The organism is Streptococcus mitis (assembly GCF_002096835.1).
Taxonomy (GTDB): Bacteria; Bacillota; Bacilli; order Lactobacillales; family Streptococcaceae; genus Streptococcus; species Streptococcus mitis_W.
In genome coordinates this window covers 270,769-291,774 of the sequence record NZ_NCVG01000023.1, presented here as the reverse complement: position 1 = coordinate 291,774, position 21,006 = coordinate 270,769, and the positions used below count along the sequence as shown (strand labels likewise).

At 39.4% G+C, this 21,006-nt stretch carries 20 protein-coding genes; 17 read left to right on the top strand and 3 right to left on the bottom strand.

Features of this window, described 5'->3' with window-relative positions:
* The first annotated feature begins 54 nt into the window (after window positions 1-54).
* The 15 genes from B7699_RS08275 (at window position 55) to B7699_RS08195 (ending at window position 14,512) form a co-directional block, all read left to right on the top strand.
* Window positions 55-471 (top strand): hypothetical protein, encoded by a 417-nt coding sequence (locus tag B7699_RS08275; RefSeq protein WP_084927923.1) that lies wholly within the window; start codon window positions 55-57, stop codon window positions 469-471.
* Between the two features lie 216 nt (window positions 472-687).
* Window positions 688-1,080: a plasmid mobilization protein gene (locus B7699_RS08270; RefSeq protein WP_001171916.1), complete on the top strand. Its 393-nt coding sequence runs from the start codon at window positions 688-690 to the stop codon at window positions 1,078-1,080.
* Window positions 1,074-2,708: a relaxase/mobilization nuclease domain-containing protein gene (locus B7699_RS08265; RefSeq protein ID WP_084927922.1), complete on the top strand. Its 1,635-nt coding sequence runs from the start codon at window positions 1,074-1,076 to the stop codon at window positions 2,706-2,708. The genes B7699_RS08270 and B7699_RS08265 overlap by 7 nt, the downstream gene beginning before the upstream one ends.
* 208 nt (window positions 2,709-2,916) lie before the next feature.
* Complete coding sequence (locus tag B7699_RS08260; protein WP_084927921.1) at window positions 2,917-3,723, top strand: ParA family protein; 807 nt, start codon at window positions 2,917-2,919, stop codon at window positions 3,721-3,723.
* Window positions 3,724-3,775: 52 nt separating this feature from the next.
* A complete protein-coding gene (locus B7699_RS08255) occupies window positions 3,776-4,003 on the top strand; it encodes a hypothetical protein (protein WP_084927920.1) in 228 nt (75 codons plus the stop codon).
* Window positions 4,004-4,124: 121 nt separating this feature from the next.
* Window positions 4,125-5,417 carry an ISLre2 family transposase gene (locus B7699_RS08250; RefSeq protein ID WP_084927919.1) on the top strand — a complete coding sequence of 431 codons (1,293 nt, stop codon included), beginning with the start codon at window positions 4,125-4,127 and terminating at the stop codon, window positions 5,415-5,417.
* Window positions 5,418-5,472: 55 nt separating this feature from the next.
* Window positions 5,473-5,601: a thiamine biosynthesis protein ThiS gene (locus B7699_RS08245; RefSeq protein WP_084927918.1), complete on the top strand. Its 129-nt coding sequence runs from the start codon at window positions 5,473-5,475 to the stop codon at window positions 5,599-5,601.
* Window positions 5,602-5,856: 255 nt separating this feature from the next.
* Window positions 5,857-6,045 (top strand): 50S ribosomal protein L28, encoded by a 189-nt coding sequence (gene rpmB / locus B7699_RS08240; protein ID WP_001140948.1) that lies wholly within the window; start codon window positions 5,857-5,859, stop codon window positions 6,043-6,045.
* 155 nt (window positions 6,046-6,200) lie between these two features.
* Window positions 6,201-6,566, top strand: a complete 366-nt coding sequence (locus B7699_RS08235; protein WP_000216437.1) for an Asp23/Gls24 family envelope stress response protein — start codon at window positions 6,201-6,203, stop codon at window positions 6,564-6,566.
* Between the two features lie 2 nt (window positions 6,567-6,568).
* Entirely contained in the window at window positions 6,569-8,236 is a 1,668-nt protein-coding gene (locus B7699_RS08230) for a DAK2 domain-containing protein (RefSeq protein WP_084927917.1), read from the top strand.
* A 200-nt stretch (window positions 8,237-8,436) separates the two neighbouring features.
* A complete protein-coding gene (locus B7699_RS08225) occupies window positions 8,437-10,137 on the top strand; it encodes an acetolactate synthase large subunit (RefSeq protein WP_033682350.1) in 1,701 nt (566 codons plus the stop codon).
* Window positions 10,130-10,606 (top strand): acetolactate synthase small subunit, encoded by a 477-nt coding sequence (gene ilvN / locus B7699_RS08220; protein ID WP_001253803.1) that lies wholly within the window; start codon window positions 10,130-10,132, stop codon window positions 10,604-10,606. The genes B7699_RS08225 and ilvN overlap by 8 nt, the downstream gene beginning before the upstream one ends.
* A gap of 216 nt (window positions 10,607-10,822) precedes the next feature.
* Window positions 10,823-11,845, top strand: coding sequence for a ketol-acid reductoisomerase (gene ilvC / locus B7699_RS08210; RefSeq protein ID WP_000290683.1), 1,023 nt, complete (start codon window positions 10,823-10,825; stop codon window positions 11,843-11,845).
* A 356-nt stretch (window positions 11,846-12,201) separates the two neighbouring features.
* Window positions 12,202-13,452: a threonine ammonia-lyase IlvA gene (gene ilvA, locus B7699_RS08200; protein ID WP_084927915.1), complete on the top strand. Its 1,251-nt coding sequence runs from the start codon at window positions 12,202-12,204 to the stop codon at window positions 13,450-13,452.
* A gap of 844 nt (window positions 13,453-14,296) precedes the next feature.
* The gene (locus B7699_RS08195; RefSeq protein WP_001130035.1) at window positions 14,297-14,512 is read left to right on the top strand and encodes a capsule biosynthesis transcriptional regulator; all 216 of its coding nucleotides are present in this window, start codon (window positions 14,297-14,299) and stop codon (window positions 14,510-14,512) included.
* A 90-nt stretch (window positions 14,513-14,602) separates the two neighbouring features.
* Here B7699_RS08195 and B7699_RS08190 read toward each other — a convergent pair whose 3' ends face one another.
* Both B7699_RS08190 and B7699_RS08185 read right to left on the bottom strand, forming a co-directional pair.
* Entirely contained in the window at window positions 14,603-15,343 is a 741-nt protein-coding gene (locus tag B7699_RS08190) for an amino acid ABC transporter ATP-binding protein (protein ID WP_084927914.1), read from the bottom strand.
* Window positions 15,343-16,908: an ABC transporter substrate-binding protein/permease gene (locus B7699_RS08185; RefSeq protein WP_084927913.1), complete on the bottom strand. Its 1,566-nt coding sequence runs from the start codon at window positions 16,906-16,908 to the stop codon at window positions 15,343-15,345. Before B7699_RS08185 ends, B7699_RS08190 begins: the two co-directional genes overlap by 1 nt.
* Before the next feature lie 138 nt (window positions 16,909-17,046).
* Between B7699_RS08185 and B7699_RS08180 the strand changes: the two genes are divergently transcribed.
* Both B7699_RS08180 and B7699_RS08175 read left to right on the top strand, forming a co-directional pair.
* The gene (locus tag B7699_RS08180; RefSeq protein ID WP_084927912.1) at window positions 17,047-18,936 is read left to right on the top strand and encodes a DUF2207 domain-containing protein; all 1,890 of its coding nucleotides are present in this window, start codon (window positions 17,047-17,049) and stop codon (window positions 18,934-18,936) included.
* Between the two features lie 62 nt (window positions 18,937-18,998).
* On the top strand, window positions 18,999-19,844 hold the full coding sequence (locus B7699_RS08175) for an undecaprenyl-diphosphate phosphatase (protein ID WP_084927911.1): 846 nt from the start codon (window positions 18,999-19,001) through the stop codon (window positions 19,842-19,844).
* 32 nt (window positions 19,845-19,876) lie between these two features.
* Here the strand turns inward: B7699_RS08175 and dinB are convergent, their stop codons facing one another.
* The gene (gene dinB, locus B7699_RS08170; RefSeq protein WP_084927910.1) at window positions 19,877-20,938 is read right to left on the bottom strand and encodes a DNA polymerase IV; all 1,062 of its coding nucleotides are present in this window, start codon (window positions 20,936-20,938) and stop codon (window positions 19,877-19,879) included.
* Between the last annotated feature and the right edge of the window lie 68 nt (window positions 20,939-21,006).

Genomic DNA, 21,006 nt, shown 5'->3' with positions numbered 1-21,006 from the left:
AAATAAACCCAAGGTCAAATTAAAAACAAATCATCATCAAGGAGGACAACACTCATGACTAATGAACAAGAAGAACAACTGATCATCATCCTTTCAGACTTTATTCCAATCATGGATGGAGACAGAGTTCAAGGAGTATCGCCAAACGCTAAAGACTTGACTCGCCAAAAAGTTCTGGAGCAACTAGAGGAAGAACAGTCTCAACTACCTGAAGGAGATTCTGTTCTTTTGGAGTGGGAAGAAGAAAATATTGAGCTACTCAAGATGATTACAGATGAAGAATTTCAAGCTGTACTCACAGAAAAAATCTTATTGACAGAAATACAAATTGGGCAGTCGATTTTCCAGCCTCTAACTGCTCAACAACTTTCTGTTCTAGCTGAAAAGTTACAAGGTCAGAAAGAAAAAAGTGCAGAAAATAGTGATAAGCAATCATCTATTTTCAAAAACATCTTCAGTTGGTTACGATAAATTGTTACAAGTTGTACTCCAAAAGATATAAGAAAGGGGCTTGGGGATTTCCCCAAAACTGAGAAAATCAAGAAGGAAAACTGCAGGGTTCTCCTTCTTTGATTTTTTTAAATTTCGCAAATGGATATCCATTTGCTACGCTTGCCACAAGGAAGTCAGGGGCTGATGCCTGGTCAGAAAATGCCAGAGACTTTGAGAGAAAGAGGATAAAAAATAATGCAGAAACGAGAAAATAGAAAACGCTATATACAAAAATTGATACGACTAACACCAGAGGAAGATCGTCAAATTAAAACGGCGATGGCTCAAATGGGAGTTCCATCTTTTCAATACTATGCGAAGAATCAACTGGTACAAGGGAAGGTGGTTCAAATTGATTTTTCTGAATTGAAAGACCTTCGAGTTGCCATCAATCGAGTGGGTACGAACATCAACCAAATTGCCAAACATGCCAATGAAAATCAAGGGGTTACGCCAGAGGAAGTGGCACAAGTCATTGACTATCTATCTGAGTTGAAAGAGATGGTGGCTGTCAAACTTTCTAGTGCGGAGAAGAAAAGTTTACAGGAACGAAAAGTGAAAACAATAAGGACGTATGACGAATGGTAGTAATCAAAACACCCAAACAAATTAAAACTCCTTCCAATTTAAAAATAGCTGTACGCTATATTCTGAATGAAGCGAAAACTCTTGTATCAGAAACTGCAGAAAGTGATCTTGATTTCCCTCTTGTCTACCATAATGGCGAGCTTCAAATGAAGCTAGTATCTGGCAATGGAATCTCTGATTTTAGTGTAGCAGATGAAGAAATGGTCATGACAAAATTAGCTGCAGCCTTTAAAAAAGGAGATGATGACTTGAAAGAATTATCTTCAGGAAAACAAGTATTAGCTCATCACATTATCCAGTCTTTTTCTCCAGATGATAACTTGACTCCTGAGCAGGTTCATGAAATTGGCCGTCAAACGATGTTAGAATTGACAGGTGGAAATTATGAGTTTGTGATCGCAACCCACACGGATAAAGATCATCTTCATAACCATATCATACTTAATACCACCAATACCTCAACGCTCAAGAAATTTCGCTGGGAAAAGAAAACCTTGAAAAATTTGAGAGCCATTTCGGACAAACATGCGGCACGATATGGCGCTAAAATTATTGAGCCTACTATGAAAAATTCTTATACAAAGTATTCTGCTTGGCGGAGACAAAATAATTATCGGTTTGAAATCAAGGAACGTCTTGATTTTCTTCTGAAGCACTCTTTGTCGTTAGAAGATTTCAAACAAAAGGCAGCTGCGCTTAATCTTCAGATTGATTTCTCTGGAAAATTTGTGAAGTATAAATTGCTGGATCAGCCCCAACAAAGAAATGTCCGAGATGATACATTATCGAAGAAAGGACTCTATTCTCTTGAAAAAATAAAAGAGAGAATTTCTAAGAATCAGTTAGTTTTTGATGTGAGGGAATTGAAAGAACAATATCAAGAATCAAAAGAAAAAACGGCAAATGATTTTGAATTGAAATTGGAAGTGGAATCCTGGCAGGTCGAGCAAGAAAGCAAGCAAGGCATTTACGTGCAGATGGATATGGGAGCTTTAAATAGTGGTACAATTTTAATACCTTCTCATAAAGTTGATAAAAATGAGGATGGAAACTATACCATCTATATCAAAGAGAAAGACTATTTTTATTTTCTCAATCCTGATCAATCTCAAAAAAATAGGTACATGATGGGCTTGACTGTAGCAAGGCAATTGGCCAAACAAAATGGAGAAACACTTGTAACTAAAAACGCTCAAATTTCCTCTATGCGTGAACTGATTAAGGAATATAATTTCTTAGTCGAGCACGGCGTGACAGATGGAACACAATTTCAACATTTGGAGGAGCGCTTTAATGAAAAGATAGAGGCTACCCAGGAGGAATTAAGACAGCTAGATGAGCGACTTGGACGTTATCATAAAATTGAAGGAGCACTTTTAGCCATCCAGCAATCTCCAGAAAATAGTCTTGCGGCGGTACAACTATTGGATGATTTAGGAGTTCCAAAAGATATGGGATTGGAAGATGTCAGTCAACTGATCAAACAATTCCAAATTGAAAAAGGAGCCTTGCAAGAGTTCTTTGACGATACTCTAAAACATTACACAGATTATAGAGATATTAAGGAGCACGTGCGTAGTCGTGAAGAGAAAGTTGACCGACGATTTGAGGATGAAAAAGTCTTGTAGAAGTTTCTGATGTTTTTAATATAGTCTTGATTTCAGTACAGAGAGGACAGTCCTCTTTACGTTTGGAGAGATAACTTTTTCTAGGAATTGCTGGCGAAAGGGAAGGAGAGACTTCATTTTGAAAATAATTATAAATATAATTATAAACATATTTACAAATATAATTATAGTGGTATAATAGAAGTATAGAAAAACAGGAGGATATCAAATGAAGATTATCACATTTGCCGCTATTAAGGGCGGTGTTGGGAAAACAACTTTAACATTTAATTATGGGGAATGGCTGGCTAAAAAAGGGCATAAGGTTCTTTTGATTGATCTTGATCATCAGTGCAATTTAACCCAGTGCTATAATATTTACGAGAGCAAGAATACGATTGCTAATGCTTTTAAAGGTGGCGATGTGGATATTAAGCAAGTCAAGAAAAATATCAGTCTAATTCCAGGTTCAGTTCAGCTTGATACAGTGGAACGAGATCTGGAGAACAGCGATAAGAAAAATATGCTACTTTATCTTTGGCTAGAGGATAACTACGAAAAGAAGAAGTTGGATCAGTTTGACTATATCTTGATTGATTGTAGACCAGACTTTGCGACAGCTACTAAAAATGCTGTTGCGGTCAGTCACGCTATTATTAGTCCCTTGACTCCTTCAGAGTTTGGTTATAATGCCAAATTTAATTTATCAACTCGGTTAGAAGCATTCAGGAAGGATGTAATTGACTATCGTACAAGAGAATCATATATTACTGCTGAGTTATATTTCTTAGCAAATATGATCCGACCAAACTATGGATCATCAAGAGAATTACTGGAAGCTCTAGGACTTGAAGCTAAAGAAAAGGGAACAGATAACCTTCTAGGAATTGTACCAGCAAAAGAGTTATTCAATCATTCCACGATTGATAAAATCTCTATTGCAGATATGGAGGATAATCCTGAGCTTTATCAAAAACACAAAAAGTTTTTCATTGAGTTGGAGCAGACTTTTTCAAAAATTTATGATACAATATAATTATATTTATAAACACAAATACAATTATAAATATAATTAGAAGGAGATTGTCATGGCATTCACACCAAAAGAAAAAGAGATTTCGCAGATTATTGAAGCAACCCATCAACCTGAGCAGATTTCAGATGTAGCCAGCTTTGAAAGTTTTGAACGTAAGAAACAATTTCAGTTTACTTTGAAACCAAGCAATCGAAAAAAATTGGATGAAATTGCTAAAGCAGTTGGGGCAAAGTCTGCATCAGATTATCTTGATAAACTAATCGAAAGTTTATCGATATAAATATATTTATATTTATATTTAAACAACCTTCCCAATAAGGGAAGGCTTTTATTTTTGAAAGAGTCTTGTAGAAAGTTTGTGATGTTTTCAATCTAGTCATGATTTCAGTACAATAGAGAGTATGTTTAGATTTGATGAAAAAGAATTTGTCGCAGAACTAGATCGCAAACGTGAGCAGCAATTCCTGAAGCGAGTAAGAGATTATGACGAGCAGATTGCTCCCTCTATGAGACTGAGGGGATATAAGCGGATAGATAGTACAGAGAGGACAGTTGTTTTTACATTTGGAGAGGTGACCTTCTCTAGGAATCGCTGGCGAAAGGGAAAGAAAAGTTGTTATCCTGTAGATGAGTGGCTAGGTCTAGAAAAGTATATACGTTATTCTCCTGAGTTGATTTTTCACATGGCAAAACACGCTTCTGTTTTATCCTACCGTGAAGTTTGTCGAACAGTTAAGATGGCTTATCGCCTGGAGATAACAAAGGACGCTGTTTTGAAGTCTGTAAAAATGGCAGGCAGACTCTTTTCAGAGAGGGAACGCTATCGGCTTTTTAGAGGTGATGAGCAACCGAAAAAAATCCAGGCAGATAAAATCTATCTGGAAGGAGATGGTGTGCTCATCAAGACAACATCAAGCAATGATGAACGACACAATACAGACTTAGCCCATTTTCTGATTCATACTGGAGCGAAGAAGGTTGGTAATAATCGGTATGTACTAGAGAATAAGCATGAGATTATTCATACAAGTCATGAACAAGCAAAGGAAGAATTGATAGACTATCTCTGCAATCATTTTGAAATCACTGATCGAACTCTTCTTATCACTAACTCGGACAATGGTAAAGGATATTCTCGCAGAATATTTCAAGAAATTAAGAAGGTCCTACGGATTAAACGTCATGAGCATTTCTGGGATGCTTATCATGTCAATGAAGAACTTAAAAGATTCCTGAAGCCGTACCCATCTACACTACTTGATCTTGCTTTTAAGGCCATCAAAAATCATCAGAAGAGCCTGCTTCAGACCGTACTAGATACAGTTGAATCTCTCACAGAAAGTCAAGAAGCTCTTGATAATCTTAATAATTTTCGTAAGAAATTATTAAGAAATTTCTGTGACACTAGACCACCTAAACTTAGAGGGTTATCCTCACGTGGTATCGGGGTAATGGAGAGTCAGCACCGAAAGGTTACTTACCGTATGAAACATCGAGGGATGTATTGGTCCATCGAAGGGGCTTGTACTATGGCCAGAATGATACTCCTTGAACGAATTGATCAGCTATACAATCTATTTTTTGGATCTTGGAGACAAGAGTATGAAGAATTTAGGGATACGGGACCAGGTGCAGGATTTCGTATTAACCATAGGCCACACAAAGCTGTTATCAGAAAAAGAGGGCATAAATAACACAAAAAGGCAGACAAAAGCCTCTAAAAAAAGATTTTTTAGAGGTGTTTTTGTCATGTCTTCATACAAAATAGTTGCTTTTTTGCCTAATGTGTGTTACAATAGTAAAGTAAATAAAAACGAAAAAGGTGTAGAAGCAGCAACTCCTACACCACCGATTAAGACAAACACACACTTTGCTTAATCAGTCAAACAATATTGTAGCATAAATAGTGCAATATAGTCAAGGGCTGGGGTAAAGTGAGGAACTTTTTCCAGTTTTTTTGTCTGAAAAATCTCGTTTTCTTATTGAGTTATAAGGATATTTGATTGTTCCCAAAAATTTAGACACAAACAAATCTTCCAATTCCCTTGCAAAAATGAAGAAAGTGTGATAACATAGTACGGTATGTGGTGCTAGCACATCCGCTATATTAGATCTAATAGGAGGAAAACACAAATGGCTAAAGTATGTTACTTTACAGGTCGTAAGACTGTATCAGGAAACAACCGTTCACACGCGATGAACCAAACAAAACGTGCCGTAAAACCAAACCTTCAAAAAGTTACTGTTCTTATCGATGGTAAACCTAAAAAAGTTTGGGCTTCAGCTCGTGCTTTGAAATCAGGTAAAGTTGAACGCGTTTAATAATAAAAGTAAGGAGACCTTAGGGTCTTTTTTCTTTTACTGTAGATATAAAATCATTTGAAAAATAGAGTAAATATCCGCTGATACAGTATTCTGCTTTTACACTTGGGCTGAAATATGATAAAATAGAGTATCAACTAGTTGAGGTAAAAAGGATGACTGTAAAAATTAATACAAAAGATGGTCAAATCGAACTAACAGATGAAGTGATTGCAACCGTCGTAGGTGGAGCAGCAACTGAGATTTTTGGTGTGGTCGGTATGGCTAGTAAAAATGCCCTCAAAGATAATTTCCAAGCCCTTCTAGGTAAGGAAAATTATTCTAAAGGTGTCGTCGTAAAGGCGGCCGAAGATGGCAGTATTGCAGTTGATGTATATACCGTGTTGAGCTACGGAACAAAGATTAGCGAAGTGTCAAAAAACATTCAAGAGCGTGTTCGTTTTAGCTTGGAAAACCAGCTTGGAATTACTGCTCAGACTGTAAATGTCTACATTCAAAATATCAAAGTTGTAGGAGAATAACCGTGTCAAAAATTACTACTAGCTTATTTCAAGAAATGGTGCAGGCTGCATCAACTCGCTTGAATAAGCAAGCTGAATATGTCAATTCATTAAACGTCTTTCCAGTTCCAGATGGAGATACTGGAACAAACATGGGAATGACCATTGAAAATGGAGCTAAAGAAGTTGCAGATAAGCCAGCTTCTACAGTTGGCGAGGTAGCGAGCATTCTTGCCAAAGGTCTTTTGATGGGTGCGCGTGGAAACTCAGGCGTTATTACGTCTCAGCTTTTCCGTGGATTTTCACAAGCTATCAAGGATAAAGACGAGTTAACAGGTCAAGACTTGGCCCTTGCCTTCCAATCAGGTGTGGAAGTTGCTTATAAAGCAGTTATGAAACCAGTTGAAGGAACGATTTTGACAGTTTCTCGTGGGGCAGCTATTGGTGCGAAGAAAAAAGCTGAGCAAACAGATGACGCTGTTGAAGTCATGCGCGCAGCCTTGGAAGGTGCTAAAACAGCTCTAGCTAAAACACCAGACATGCTTCCAGTATTGAAAGAAGTTGGCGTTGTGGACTCAGGTGGTCAAGGACTGGTCTTCATTTATGAAGGTTTCCTTTCAGCCCTTACTGGTGAATATATTGCATCTGAGGACTTTGTAGCGACTCCAGCTAACATGAGTGAAATGATCAATGCAGAGCACCACAAGTCTGTAGCTGGTCATGTAGCAACTGAGGACATCACCTTTGGTTACTGTACTGAAATCATGGTAGCTCTTAAGCAAGGCCCAACCTATGCCAAAGATTTTGACTACGATGAATTCCGTAACTACTTGAATGAGCTTGGAGACTCTCTCCTCGTTGTTAACGATGATGAAATTGTCAAAGTCCATGTCCATACAGAAGATCCAGGACTTGTTATGCAAGAAGGTCTCAAATATGGTAGCTTGGTCAAGGTAAAAGTTGACAATATGCGTAACCAACACGAAGCACAGGTTGAAAAAGAAGCTGCTCAAGTTAGCAAGCCTGCTGAAGAAAAAGAGTATGCTTTGATTGCTGTAGTGGCTGGTAAAGGTCTAGCAGATATCTTCCGTTCTCAAGGTGTGGATTATGTTATTGAAGGCGGTCAAACTATGAACCCTTCAACTGAAGACTTTATCAAGGCTGTTGAACAGGTCAACGCTCGTAACATCATCTTCCTGCCAAACAACAAGAACATCTTCATGGCAGCTCAATCTGCAGCAGAAGTTTTGGAGCAACCAGCAGTAGTGGTAGAAGCTCGTACTCTTCCTCAAGGTTTGACAAGTCTTCTTGCCTTTGATCCAAGCAAGTCCATCGAAGAAAATCAAGAGCGTATGACTGCTGCTCTTAGCGATGTCGTTAGCGGAAGCGTCACAACAGCTGTTCGTGATACAACCATTGATGGTTTAGAAATCCATGAAAACGATAATCTTGGTATGGTGGATGGGAAAATTCTCGTGTCAAACCCTGACATGCACCAAACCTTGACAGAAACCTTGAAACATATGTTGGATGAAGATAGTGAAATCGTAACCTTCTATATCGGTGAAGATGGAAGCGAAGAACTTGCTAATGAAATTGCTCAAGAAATCGCAGAAGAATTCGAAGACGTTGAAGTCGAGATTCACCAAGGCCAACAACCTGTTTACCCATACTTATTTAGTGTGGAATAAGATTAATGAAGGACTGAGAAATCAGTTCTTTTTTCTTTTTTAGTAAATGAAATCGGTATCTTTTTAATAAAAACAAAAATAACATTCATAAAAAAACGTTAAAATAGAAAATTCAGAAAATTTCTTCTTTTCTCTTGAAAAATTTTGAAAAAATGGTATGATAGTAACAAGTTATTTTTAAGAGAAGAGAAAGGGGAACAATGGAGAAAATCAGTTTAGAATCTCCTAAGACGGGGTCGGACCTAGTTTTGGAAACACTTCGTGATTTAGGAATTGATACCATCTTTGGTTATCCTGGTGGTGCGGTCTTGCCTTTTTATGATGCGATATATAATTTTAAAGGCATTCGCCACATTCTAGGGCGCCATGAGCAAGGTTGTTTGCATGAAGCTGAAGGTTATGCCAAATCAACTGGAAAGCTGGGTGTTGCCGTCGTCACTAGCGGACCAGGAGCAACAAATGCCATTACAGGGATTGCAGATGCTATGAGCGATAGCGTTCCCCTTTTGGTCTTTACAGGTCAGGTGGCGCGAGCAGGGATTGGGAAAGATGCCTTTCAGGAGGCAGACATTGTGGGGATTACCATGCCAATCACTAAGTACAATTACCAAGTTCGGGAGACAGCTGATATCCCTCGAATCATTACGGAAGCTGTCCATATCGCAACTACAGGTCGACCAGGGCCAGTTGTCATTGACCTACCTAAAGACGTATCTGCTTTAGAAACCGACTTCATCTATTCACCAGAAGTGAACCTACCAAGCTATCAACCGACTCTTGAGCCGAATGATATGCAAATCAAGAAAATTTTGAAGCAATTGTCCAAGGCTAAAAAACCAGTCTTGTTAGCTGGTGGGGGGATTAGTTATGCTGAAGCAGCTGCAGAATTAAATGAATTTGCAGAACGCTATCAAATCCCGGTGGTAACCAGTCTTTTGGGACAAGGAACGATTGCAACGAGTCATCCACTCTTCCTTGGAATGGGAGGCATGCACGGGTCATTCGCAGCTAATATTGCCATGACGGAAGCGGACTTTATGATTAGTATTGGTTGTCGTTTCGATGACCGCTTGACGGGGAATCCTAAGACCTTCGCTAAGAATGCTAAGGTTGCCCACATTGATATTGACCCAGCCGAGATTGGCAAGATTATCAGTGCAGATATTCCTGTAGTTGGAGATGCTAAGAAAGCTTTGCAAATGTTGTTGGCGGAACCAACTGTTCATAACAATACTGAGAAATGGATTGAAAAAGTTACCAAAGACAAGAACCGCGTTCGTTCTTATGATAAGAAAGAGCGTGTGGTTCAGCCGCAAGCTGTTATTGAACGCATCGGTGAGTTGACGAATGGTGATGCCATTGTGGTAACAGACGTTGGTCAACACCAAATGTGGACAGCTCAGTATTATCCTTACCAAAATGAACGTCAGTTAGTGACTTCAGGTGGTTTGGGAACGATGGGATTCGGAATTCCAGCAGCAATCGGTGCTAAAATTGCTAACCCAGATAAGGAAGTAGTCTTGTTCGTTGGGGATGGTGGTTTCCAAATGACTAACCAGGAATTGGCTATTTTGAACATTTACAAGGTGCCAATCAAGGTGGTTATGCTGAACAACCACTCACTTGGAATGGTTCGCCAATGGCAGGAATCCTTCTATGAAGGTAGAACATCTGAGTCAGTCTTTGATACCCTTCCTGATTTCCAATTGATGGCACAAGCTTATGGCATTAAAAACTATAAGTTTGACAATCCTGAGACCTTGGCTCAAGACCTTGAAGTGATCACTGAGAATGTTCCTATGCTAATCGAGGTAGATATTTCTCGTAAGGAACAGGTGTTACCAATGGTACCAGCTGGTAAGAGTAATCATGAGATGTTGGGGGTGAAGTTCCATGCGTAGAATGTTAACAGCAAAACTACAAAATCGTTCAGGAGTCCTCAATCGCTTTACCGGTGTCCTGTCTCGTCGTCAGGTTAATATCGAAAGTATCTCTGTTGGAGCAACAGAAGATCCGAATGTATCGCGTATCACCATTATTATTGATGTTGCTTCACATGATGAGGTGGAGCAAATTATCAAACAGCTCAATCGTCAGATTGATGTGATTCGCATTCGTGATATTACAGACAAGCCTCATTTGGAGCGCGAGGTAATTTTGGTTAAGATGTCAGCGCCAGCTGAGAAGCGAGCTGAGATTCTAGCGATTATTCAACCTTTCCGTGCAACAGTTGTAGACGTAGCACCAAGCTCGATTACCATTCAGATGACAGGAAATGCTGAAAAGAGTGAAGCTCTGTTGCGAGTCATTCGACCATACGGTATTCGCAATATTGCTCGAACTGGTGCAACTGGATTTACCCGCGATTAATACTCTTCGAAAATCTCTTCAAATCACGTCAGCTTTGCCTTGCCGTAGGTATATGTTACTGACTCCGTCAGTCTTATTTACAACCTCAAAGCAGTGCTTTGAGCAGCCTGCGGCTAGCTTCCTAATTTGCTCTTTGATTTTCATAGAGTATAAAAATATTTTAAATTTGTTAAACCAGCCTAAAAGGCAATAAATAATAGAAAAGAGAGAAAAACTATGGCAGTTCAAATGGAATATGAAAAAGATGTTAAAGTAGCAGCACTTGACGGTAAAAAAATCGCCGTTATCGGTTATGGTTCACAAGGACATGCGCATGCTCAAAACTTGCGTGACTCAGGTCGTGATGTCATCATCGGTGTACGTCCAGGTAAATCTTTTGACAAAGCAAAAGAAGATGGATTTGACACTTACACAGTAGCAGAAGCAACTAAATTGGCTGACGTTATCATGATTTTGGCACCAGACGAAATCCAACAAGAATTGTACGAAGCAGAAATCGCTCCAAATTTGGAAGCTGGAAATGCAGTTGGATTTGCCCATGGTTTCAACATTCACTTTGAATTTATCAAAGTTCCTGCAGATGTAGATGTCTTCATGTGTGCTCCTAAAGGACCAGGACACTTGGTACGTCGTACTTACGAAGAAGGATTTGGTGTTCCAGCTCTTTATGCAGTATACCAAGATGCAACAGGAAATGCTAAAAACATTGCTATGGACTGGTGTAAAGGTGTTGGAGCAGCTCGTGTAGGTCTTCTTGAAACAACATACAAAGAAGAAACTGAAGAAGATTTGTTTGGTGAACAAGCTGTACTTTGTGGTGGTTTGACTGCCCTTATCGAAGCAGGTTTCGAAGTCTTGACAGAAGCAGGTTACGCTCCAGAATTGGCATACTTTGAAGTTCTTCACGAAATGAAATTGATCGTTGACTTGATCTACGAAGGTGGCTTCAAGAAAATGCGTCAATCAATTTCAAACACTGCTGAGTACGGTGACTATGTATCAGGTCCACGTGTAATTACTGAGCAAGTTAAAGAAAACATGAAAGCTGTCTTGGCAGACATCCAAAATGGTAAATTTGCAAATGACTTTGTAAATGACTATAAAGCTGGACGTCCAAAATTGACTGCTTACCGTGAACAAGCAGCTAACCTTGAAATTGAAAAAGTTGGTGCAGAATTGCGTAAAGCAATGCCATTCGTTGGTAAAAACGACGATGATGCATTCAAAATCTATAACTAATTGATAGAAATTAAGGTGAAGGCGAGTTGGGGGACTAACTCGCTTTTATAATCAATTCATCTCTCTTTTTAAGAGGATGGATTGAGATAATATTCAATGAAAATCAAGAGCAAACTAGGAAGCTAGCCGTAGGCTGCTCAAAGCACTGCTTTGAGGTTGTAGATAAGACTGACGGAGTCAACTCAAAACTCTGTTTTGAGGTTGTGGATAGAACTGACGAAGTCAGCTCAAAACACTGTTTTGAGGTTGTGGATAGAACTGACGAAGTCAGTAACCATACCTAATCCAAGGTGAAGCTGACATGGTTTGAAGAGGTTTTCGAAGAGTATAAGTATGAAATAGTCTAGGAGAAAATGATGTTAAGTTCAAAAGATATCATCAAGGCTCATAAGGTCTTGAACGGTGTGGTTGTGAATACCCCACTGGATTACGACCATTATTTATCGGAGAAGTATGGTGCTAAGATTTATTTGAAAAAGGAAAATGCTCAACGTGTTCGCTCTTTTAAAATTCGTGGTGCCTATTATGCCATTTCCCAGCTCAGCAAGGAAGAACGTGAGCGTGGGGTAGTCTGCGCTTCTGCGGGAAATCATGCGCAGGGAGTTGCCTATACTTGTAATGAGATGAAAATTCCTGCTACTATCTTTATGCCCATTACTACTCCGCAACAAAAGATTGGTCAGGTTCGCTTTTTTGGTGGGGATTTCGTAACCATTAAGCTAGTTGGAGATACCTTTGATGCCTCAGCTAAAGCAGCTCAAGAATTTACACTCTCTGAAAACCGTACCTTTATTGATCCCTTTGATGATGCCCATGTTCAAGCTGGTCAAGGGACAGTTGCTTATGAGATTTTAGAAGAAGCTCGAAAAGAATCGATTGATTTTGATGCTGTTTTGGTCCCTGTTGGAGGCGGCGGTCTCATTGCTGGAGTTTCGACTTATATCAAGGAAACAAGTCCAGAGATTGAAGTCATTGGGGTAGAGGCTAATGGAGCGCGTTCCATGAAGGCTGCCTTTGAAGCTGGTGGGCCTGTCAAACTCAAGGAAATTGACAAGTTTGCAGATGGGATTGCTGTTCAAAAGGTAGGTCAGTTGACCTATGAGGCAACTCGTCAACATGTTCAAACTTTGGTAGGTGTCGATGAGGGATTGATTTCTGAAACCTTGATTGATCTCTACTCTAAGCAAGGGATTGTCGCAGAACCTGCTGGAGCGGCTAGTATCGCTTCTTTAGAGGTTTTAGCTGAATATATCAAGGGGAAAACCATTTGTTGTATCATTTCTGGAGGAAATAATGATATCAACCGTATGCCAGAAATGGAAGAGCGTGCCTTGATTTATGATGGGATTAAGCATTACTTTGTGGTCAATTTTCCACAGCGTCCAGGGGCCTTGCGTGAGTTTGTAAATGATATCCTGGGGCCAAATGATGATATCACACGTTTTGAGTATATCAAACGAGCTAGCAAGGGAACAGGACCAGTATTAATTGGGATCGCTTTAGCAGATAAGCATGATTATGCAGGATTGATTCGTCGAATGGAAGGTTTTGATCCAGCTTATATTAACTTAAATGGTAATGAAACGCTCTATAATATGCTTGTCTGAGGACTAATAAAAAAATATCATATTATTTGCACAACTGATGTATAGGTGCTATAATGAGGGTGAAGAAAGGGGGCGATTCCTATGGACTTAGGAAATCGATTACGTTATTTCTATCACAAGTCATTATAGTACCTATTATTTTTTGATCCAGTTTATAGTAAGGGAGTAAAATTACTTGTTATATATAAGGCGTATTTTTAGAATCCACTATTTTATATATGTCTAATCTGAAATTTGGTTAAATATAATAGGAATTAGAAAAAATAATCAATACTAATGAGAAACCTTATAATGAGTTAACTGAGAAGAGTGATAAGATACTAAGAAGATAAAAACAGTGGAAAATGTTAGAAGACAGGATACTATTGTCTCCTAACGACTCATCTTTTTATAGGTTTGAAGAAATAAAAAGGAATCTTGATAAAGTAAATAAATAGTACCAGTTGAGCAAGTGAAAAGTGCTTATAAAGGCAGGAAGAATAGTAAAGAAGGAGAAGAGAAAGAATAGTTAGTAATAGTGTGGAGAGAAAGTCTTTCGCTATTAGAAATATTGTTTTAAAGTTGGATAAATAGAATAAAGTTGAGTATAAAACCTGTCTAACCTATCCCGAACTGGTATTTGTAAATCATGAATATTTTTACAAGTAAATGATTTAATAATACAATTATTTTAAAGGTATTTACTAATGGTTTATAGCAAGGGAAAACCTATATATTATCGGATTTAATAAGATAGTAATAGAAAAATAAATCATTAATTTTATTGAATATATGTTTTTTTATTGACAAAAGTCATAAAAACGTATACAATTAAATATCGTAAAGAAGAAAATAGGAGAAGGACATGGCTAAGTCAAACTTTGAAAAAGTAGAATCAGTTGTTGGCTGGGTTCGTGATAAGAAAATCACAGGCTACCGTATCTCTAAAGAAACGAATGCGCGTGAAATGTCTATCATTGCTCTAGCGCAGGGTCGTGCAAAAGTAAAAAATATTTCATTTGAAACAGCTCTAGGTTTAATTGATTTCTATGATAAAAATCATGAAAAATTTGAAGATTAATCTTTGGATGATGGCGGATTCTTGAATAGGGTCTGCCTTTTCATTTTTTGGCTAGTAAAAAGACTGCACGATTTATGCAGCCTTTTCTTTTTATTTGAGATAGCGTTGAAGGAATTCTTTTGTACGGTCTTCTTTAGGATTGGTGAAGAGGTCTTCTGGTTTGCCTTCTTCAGCAATCACACCCTTATCCATAAAGATAACACGATGAGAGACATCACGGGCGAATTCCATTTCGTGGGTTACAACAATCATAGTCAAGCCTTCCTGAGCCAAATCTTGCATGATTTTGAGGACTTCTCCAACCATTTCTGGATCGAGAGCTGATGTTGGTTCATCAAAGAGAATGGCGTCCGGATTCATGGAGAGGGCACGAGCGATGGCTACACGTTGTTTTTGACCACCTGAGAGTTGTTTCGGTTTTGCTTGCCAGTAGCGTTCTCTCATGCCGACTTTTTCTAGGTTTTCTTTGGCAATTTTTTCAGCTTCTGTACGTTCGCGTTTAAGGACAGTTGTCTGAGCGACGATTGTGTTTTCGAGAACGTTGAGATTTTCAAAGAGGTTAAAGGATTGGAAAACCATTCCCAACTTTTCACGGTATTGTGTGAGGTCATAGCCTTTTTCGAGGACGTTTTGTCCATGATAAAGGATTTGTCCATCAGTTGGCGTTTCAAGGAGGTTAATGGAGCGTAGGAAGGTTGATTTTCCGCTTCCAGAGCTTCCGATGATAGAGATTACCTCTCCCTTGTGGACAGTGAGTGAAATGTCTTTTAGCACTTCGTTTTGTCCATAGGATTTTTTGAGGTGTTTAATTTCAAGGATTGCTTGTGTCATTATTTCAAATCCTCCGTTTGCATTTGGTTAGCACCTGTAGTATAGGTATCCATGTCCATGCGGCGTTCGATGAAGCGTAGGATACGTGTTACGGTGAAGGTGAGGACAAAGTAAATCACGGCGATGATTGTAAATGTCTGGAAGTATTGATAGGTTTGAGTTGCCACGGTATTTCCTGAGAAATAAAGTTCGACAACAGAGATAACGTTCAATACAGATGTATCTTTGATATTGATGACAAATTCATTACCAGTTGCGGGTAGGATGTTGCGGACTACCTGAGGTAGGACAATCTTACGCATGGTTTGGTTATGAGTCATACCAAGAGCAGTAGCAGCTTCAAATTGTCCCTTGTCAACTGCTAGGATACCACCACGGACGATTTCGGTCATGTAGGCACCAGTGTTAATCGAAACGATGAAGATTGCAGCCAGTGTACGGTCAAGGTTGATACCGAAAGCTTGGGCAGTTCCGTAGTAGATAACCATCGATTGAACGATCATTGGTGTACCACGGAAAATTTCAATGTAGACATTGAGAATCCAGCCGACTAGCTTTTGTAAGCCATAAATAGCTTTATTTTCAGAGAGAGGAGCAGTACGGAAGACACCAATGGCAAGACCAATAATGAGACCTATGATGGTTCCGACGATTGAGATTAAAAGAGTGATACCAGCACCACGCAAGAGTTGTTGCCAGTTTTCAGAAAGAATTTTAGCGACTTGGCTAAAGAAACTACTGCTAGTCTCTTCAGTTGTTGTAGCTTCGGCAGGTTGTTCCTTGATCATACGATCCATCAAGGCAATTTGGTCGTCTTTTGAAATGGTTTCAATGCTGGCATTGATTTGGCTAATACGATTGTCATCTTTACGAAGTCCGATGGCAATAGCTGTATCTTCTTCCCCAGTTTTGAAACCTGGTTCAACTTGAACCATCTTGAATTTAGAGTTTGCAGCTTCGGCAGTCAGAGCTTCTGGGCGTTCAGAAACATAGGCATCTATGACACCAGCTTCAAGAGCTTGGCGCATTTGAGCGAAGTCTCCCATGGCTGTTTCTTTTTTAGCACCTGGGATTTGTGCAATCAAATCGTAAAGGTAAACACCTTGTTGAGAAGTGATTTTCGCACCGTTAAAGTCATCTAAAGTTTTAGCGTTTGCGTAAGTAGAATCTTTTTTGACCAGTAGAACTGGTTCGCTAGTATAGTAACTGCTTGAAAAGGCAATCTCTTGTTTGCGTTCGGCAGTAGGACTCATACCTGCGATAATCATGTCAATCTTACCAGAAGTAAGGGCAGGAACTAGACCTTCCCACTTTGTTTTAACAACCAAAGGTTTTTTACCCAAGTCCTTAGCGATTTTCTTGGCGATTTGAACATCGTATCCGTTGGCATACTGGTTGGTCCCATCGATTTTGACAGCTCCATTGCTATCATCATCCTGAGTCCAGTTAAAGGGAGCATATGCTGCTTCCATCCCGATGCGTAAATATTCATCAGCTTGAGCAACATTGACAAATCCTAGCATCAGCAAGAGACTTGTGAAAATAGATAAGTATATTTTTCTCATGATTTCTCCTATTTCTAATCTATTAAAAAATAACTGTCTCCTATTTTATCGAAAAAAACTCTATTTTTCAATATAGGTAAGCCCTTACTTATGAAAAAATGATATAATGATAGCAAAGATAAAAAGGGGGCTTAGTTGATGAAAAAAACTTTTTTCTTACTGGTCTTAGGCTTGTTTTGCCTTCTGCCACTCTCTGTTTTTGCCATTGATTTCAAGATAAACTCTTACCAAGGGGATTTGTATATTCATGCAGACAATACGGCAGAATTTAGACAAAAGATAGTTTATCAGTTTGAGGAGGATTTTAAGGGCCAAATCGTGGGACTTGGACGTGCTGGCAAGATGCCTAGTGGATTTGACATTGATCCTCATCCAAAGGTTCAGGCTGCGAAAAATGGTGCTGAACTAGCAGACGTTACTAGCGAAGTGATAGAAGGAGCAGATGGTTATACTGTTAAAGTTTATAATCCAGGTCAAGAAGGCGACACAGTTGAAGTTGACCTCGTTTGGAACTTAAAGAATTTGCTTTTCCTTTATGATGATATCGCTGAATTAAATTGGCAACCTTTAACAGATAGTTCAGGGACTATTGGAAAGTTTGAATTTCATGTAAGGGGAGATAAGGGGGCTGAAAAACTCTTTTTCCATACAGGGAAACTCTTTAGAGAGGGAACGGTTGAAAAGAGTAACCTTGATTATACTATTCGTTTGGACAATCTTCCGGCTAAGCGTGGAGTTGAATTGCATGCCTATTGGCCTCGGACCGATTTTGCTAGCGCTAGGGATCAGGGCTTGAAAGGGAATCGTTTAGAAGAGTTTAATCAGATAGAAGACTCGATTGTTAAAGAAAAAGAGCAAAGTAAACAACTCGTTACATGGGTCTTCCCTTCTATCCTTTCCATCTCCTTGTTATTGAGTGTCTGCTTCTATTTCATCTATAGAAGAAAGACCACTTCTTCAGTCAAATATGCCAAAAATCATCGTCTCTATGAACCACCAATGGAATTAGAACCTATGGTTTTATCAGAGGCTGTCTACTCGACCTCTTTGGAGGAAGTGAGTCCTCTAACCAAAGGAGCAGGTAAATTCACCTTTGACCAACTTGTTCAAGCTACCTTGCTAGATGTGATAGACCGTGGGAATGTCTCTATCATTTCAGAAGGGGATGCAGTTGGGTTAAGACTGGTAAAAGAAGATGGTTTGTCAAGCTTTGAGAAAGACTGTCTAAATCTGGCTTTTTCAGGCAAAAAAGAAACAGCTCTTTCCAATTTGTTTGCAGATTACAAGGTATCTGAAAGTCTTTATCGCGGAGCCAAAGCTGCTGATGAAAAACGGATTCAAGCAAGAGGGCTTCAGCTCAAATCTTCTTTCGAAGAAGTATTGAAAGAGATGCAAGAAGGAGTGCGAAATCGAGTTTCCTTCTGGGGACTCCCAGATTACTATCGACCTTTAACTGGTGGGGAAAAGGCTTTGCAAGTGGGGATGGGACTCTCTACTATCCTACCATTATTTATCGAATTTGGTCTGTTCTTGTACAGTTTGGACGTTTATGGCTATCTTTACATCCCCTTGCCAATACTTGGTTTTCTAGGTTTGGTTTTGGCTGTTTTCTATTATTGGAAGCTTCGACTAGATAATCGTGATGGTGTCCTAAATGAAGCAGGAGCAGAAGTATACTATCTTTGGACCAGTTTTGAAAATATGTTGCGGGAGATTGCACGATTGGATCAGGCTGAGCTGGAAAGTATTGTGGTCTGGAATCGCCTCTTGGTCTATGCGACCTTATTTGGCTATGCGGATAAGGTCAGTCATTTGATGAAGGTGCATCATATCCAAGTAGAAAATCCAGATATCAATCTTTATGTAGATTATGGTTGGCATGGCATGTTTTATCATTCAACAGCAAAAATGAGCCATTATGCCAGTGTCGCAAATACAGCAAGTACCTACTCCGTATCTTCTGGAAGTGGAAGTTCTGGGGGCGGCTTCTCTGGAGGAGGAGGCGGTGGCAGTATAGGCGCCTTTTAAAGAGAGCTATCACAGGCTGAAAAAATATGCTATAATGGAAGATAGAAAAAAAGGAGTAATCTATGTATCTTATTGAAATTTTAAAATCTATCTTCTTCGGGATTGTTGAAGGAATTACAGAATGGTTGCCGATTTCCAGTACAGGTCACTTGATTTTAGCAGAGGAATTTATCCAATACCAAAATCAAAATGAAGCCTTTATCTCCATGTTTAATGTCGTGATTCAGCTTGGTGCGATTTTGGCGGTTATGGTCATTTACTTTAATAAGCTCAATCCTTTCAAATCGACTAAGGACAAGCAGGAAGTTCGTAAGACTTGGAGACTGTGGTTGAAGGTCTTGATTGCAACTTTGCCTTTACTTGCCGTCTTTAAATTTGATGATTGGTTTGATACCCACTTCCATAACATGGTTTCTGTTGCTCTTATGTTGATTATCTATGGGATTGCCTTTATCTATTTGGAAAAGCGTAATAAAGCACGTGCTATCGAACCAAGTGTAACAGAGTTAGATAAACTACCTTATACGACAGCTTTCTATATCGGACTCTTCCAAGTTCTTGCCCTTTTACCAGGGACAAGCCGTTCTGGGGCAACGATCGTCGGTGGTTTGTTAAATGGGACCAGTCGTTCTGTTGTAACGGAATTTACCTTCTATCTTGGAATTCCAGTTATGTTTGGAGCTAGCGCCTTAAAGATTTTCAAATTTGTAAAAGCAGGACAACTCTTGGACTTCGGGCAATTGTTCTTGCTCTTAGTTGCCATGGGAGTCGCTTTCGCAGTCAGCATGGTCGCTATCCGTTTCTTGACCAGCTATGTGAAAAAACACGACTTCACCCTTTTCGGTAAATACCGTATCGTGCTTGGTAGTATCTTGCTACTTTATAGCTTTGTCCGTTTATTTGTATAAGAAAAGCCTTGAAGAGTCAGCTCTTCAAGGTTTTAAAATCCAGTCACGGTAATCCCCAACAGGCGGACACCTCTTTCTTTCTCGTTTAATTCTTCATAGAGTTGCAGGGCTATTTGGCTTATCTGACTAGCATCCTGTGCTCTTTGAGTCAGACTTTTTCGTTTAGTAAGAGTTGAAAAGTCCTCGTAGCGGATTTTCAAAATGACAATTTTTCCAGCTTTTTCTTGTTGACTGAGATTGAGAGCGACTCTTTCTGATAGGAGAGTCAGCTCTTTTTTGATATCTTCCTCGGCACGGAGAATCTTCCCGTAGGTTTTCTCCTTGCCGATTGATTTACGGATGCGATTGGATTTGACGGGGGAATTGTGAATACCACGAGCCTTTCGATACAGGTCATAGCCCAGTCTGCCAAAGCGGTCTATTAGGGTCACTTCAGGAACTTCAAGTAAATCAGCGCCAGTAAAAACACCCATTTGATGCAGACGTTCTACTGTCTTTTTTCCTACTCCATGAAACTTGGAAATATCCATTTGTTTGAGAAAATCCTCAGCCTGGTCAGGTAGAATCACTGTCAAACCATGAGGTTTTTGATAATCGCTAGCCATTTTAGCTAAGAATTTGTTATAAGAAACGCCAGCAGAAGCAGTTAGATGGAGTTCTTGCCAGATATCCTCTTGAATGAGGCGAGCGATTTTGACCGCTGACTTGATACCGAGTTTATTTTCTGTTACATCCAAATAGGCTTCGTCAATACTCATAGGTTCAATCAAATCTGTATAGCGCTTAAAAATAGCTCGAATCTGGAGTCCCACAGCTTTGTATTTCTCATAATTTCCTGAGATGAAGACGGCCTGGGGACAACGCTCATAGGCTTCCTTAGAGCTCATGGCTGAATGGACACCAAAAGCTCGCGCCTCATAGCTACAGGTAGAAACGACTCCCCGCCCACCTGTTTGCCGAGGGTCGTTTCCGATAATGACAGGTTTTCCTCTGAGCTTAGGATTATCCCTGATTTCCACGGCAGCAAAAAAGGCATCCATGTCAATATGGATGATTTTTCTTGACAAATCATTTAACAAAGGAAAAATCAACATGCCTAGCCCCCTTTTTACTGCTTATTTTCTTTTATTATACCCTTTTTTCTGAAAAAAGGGAAAAAGGG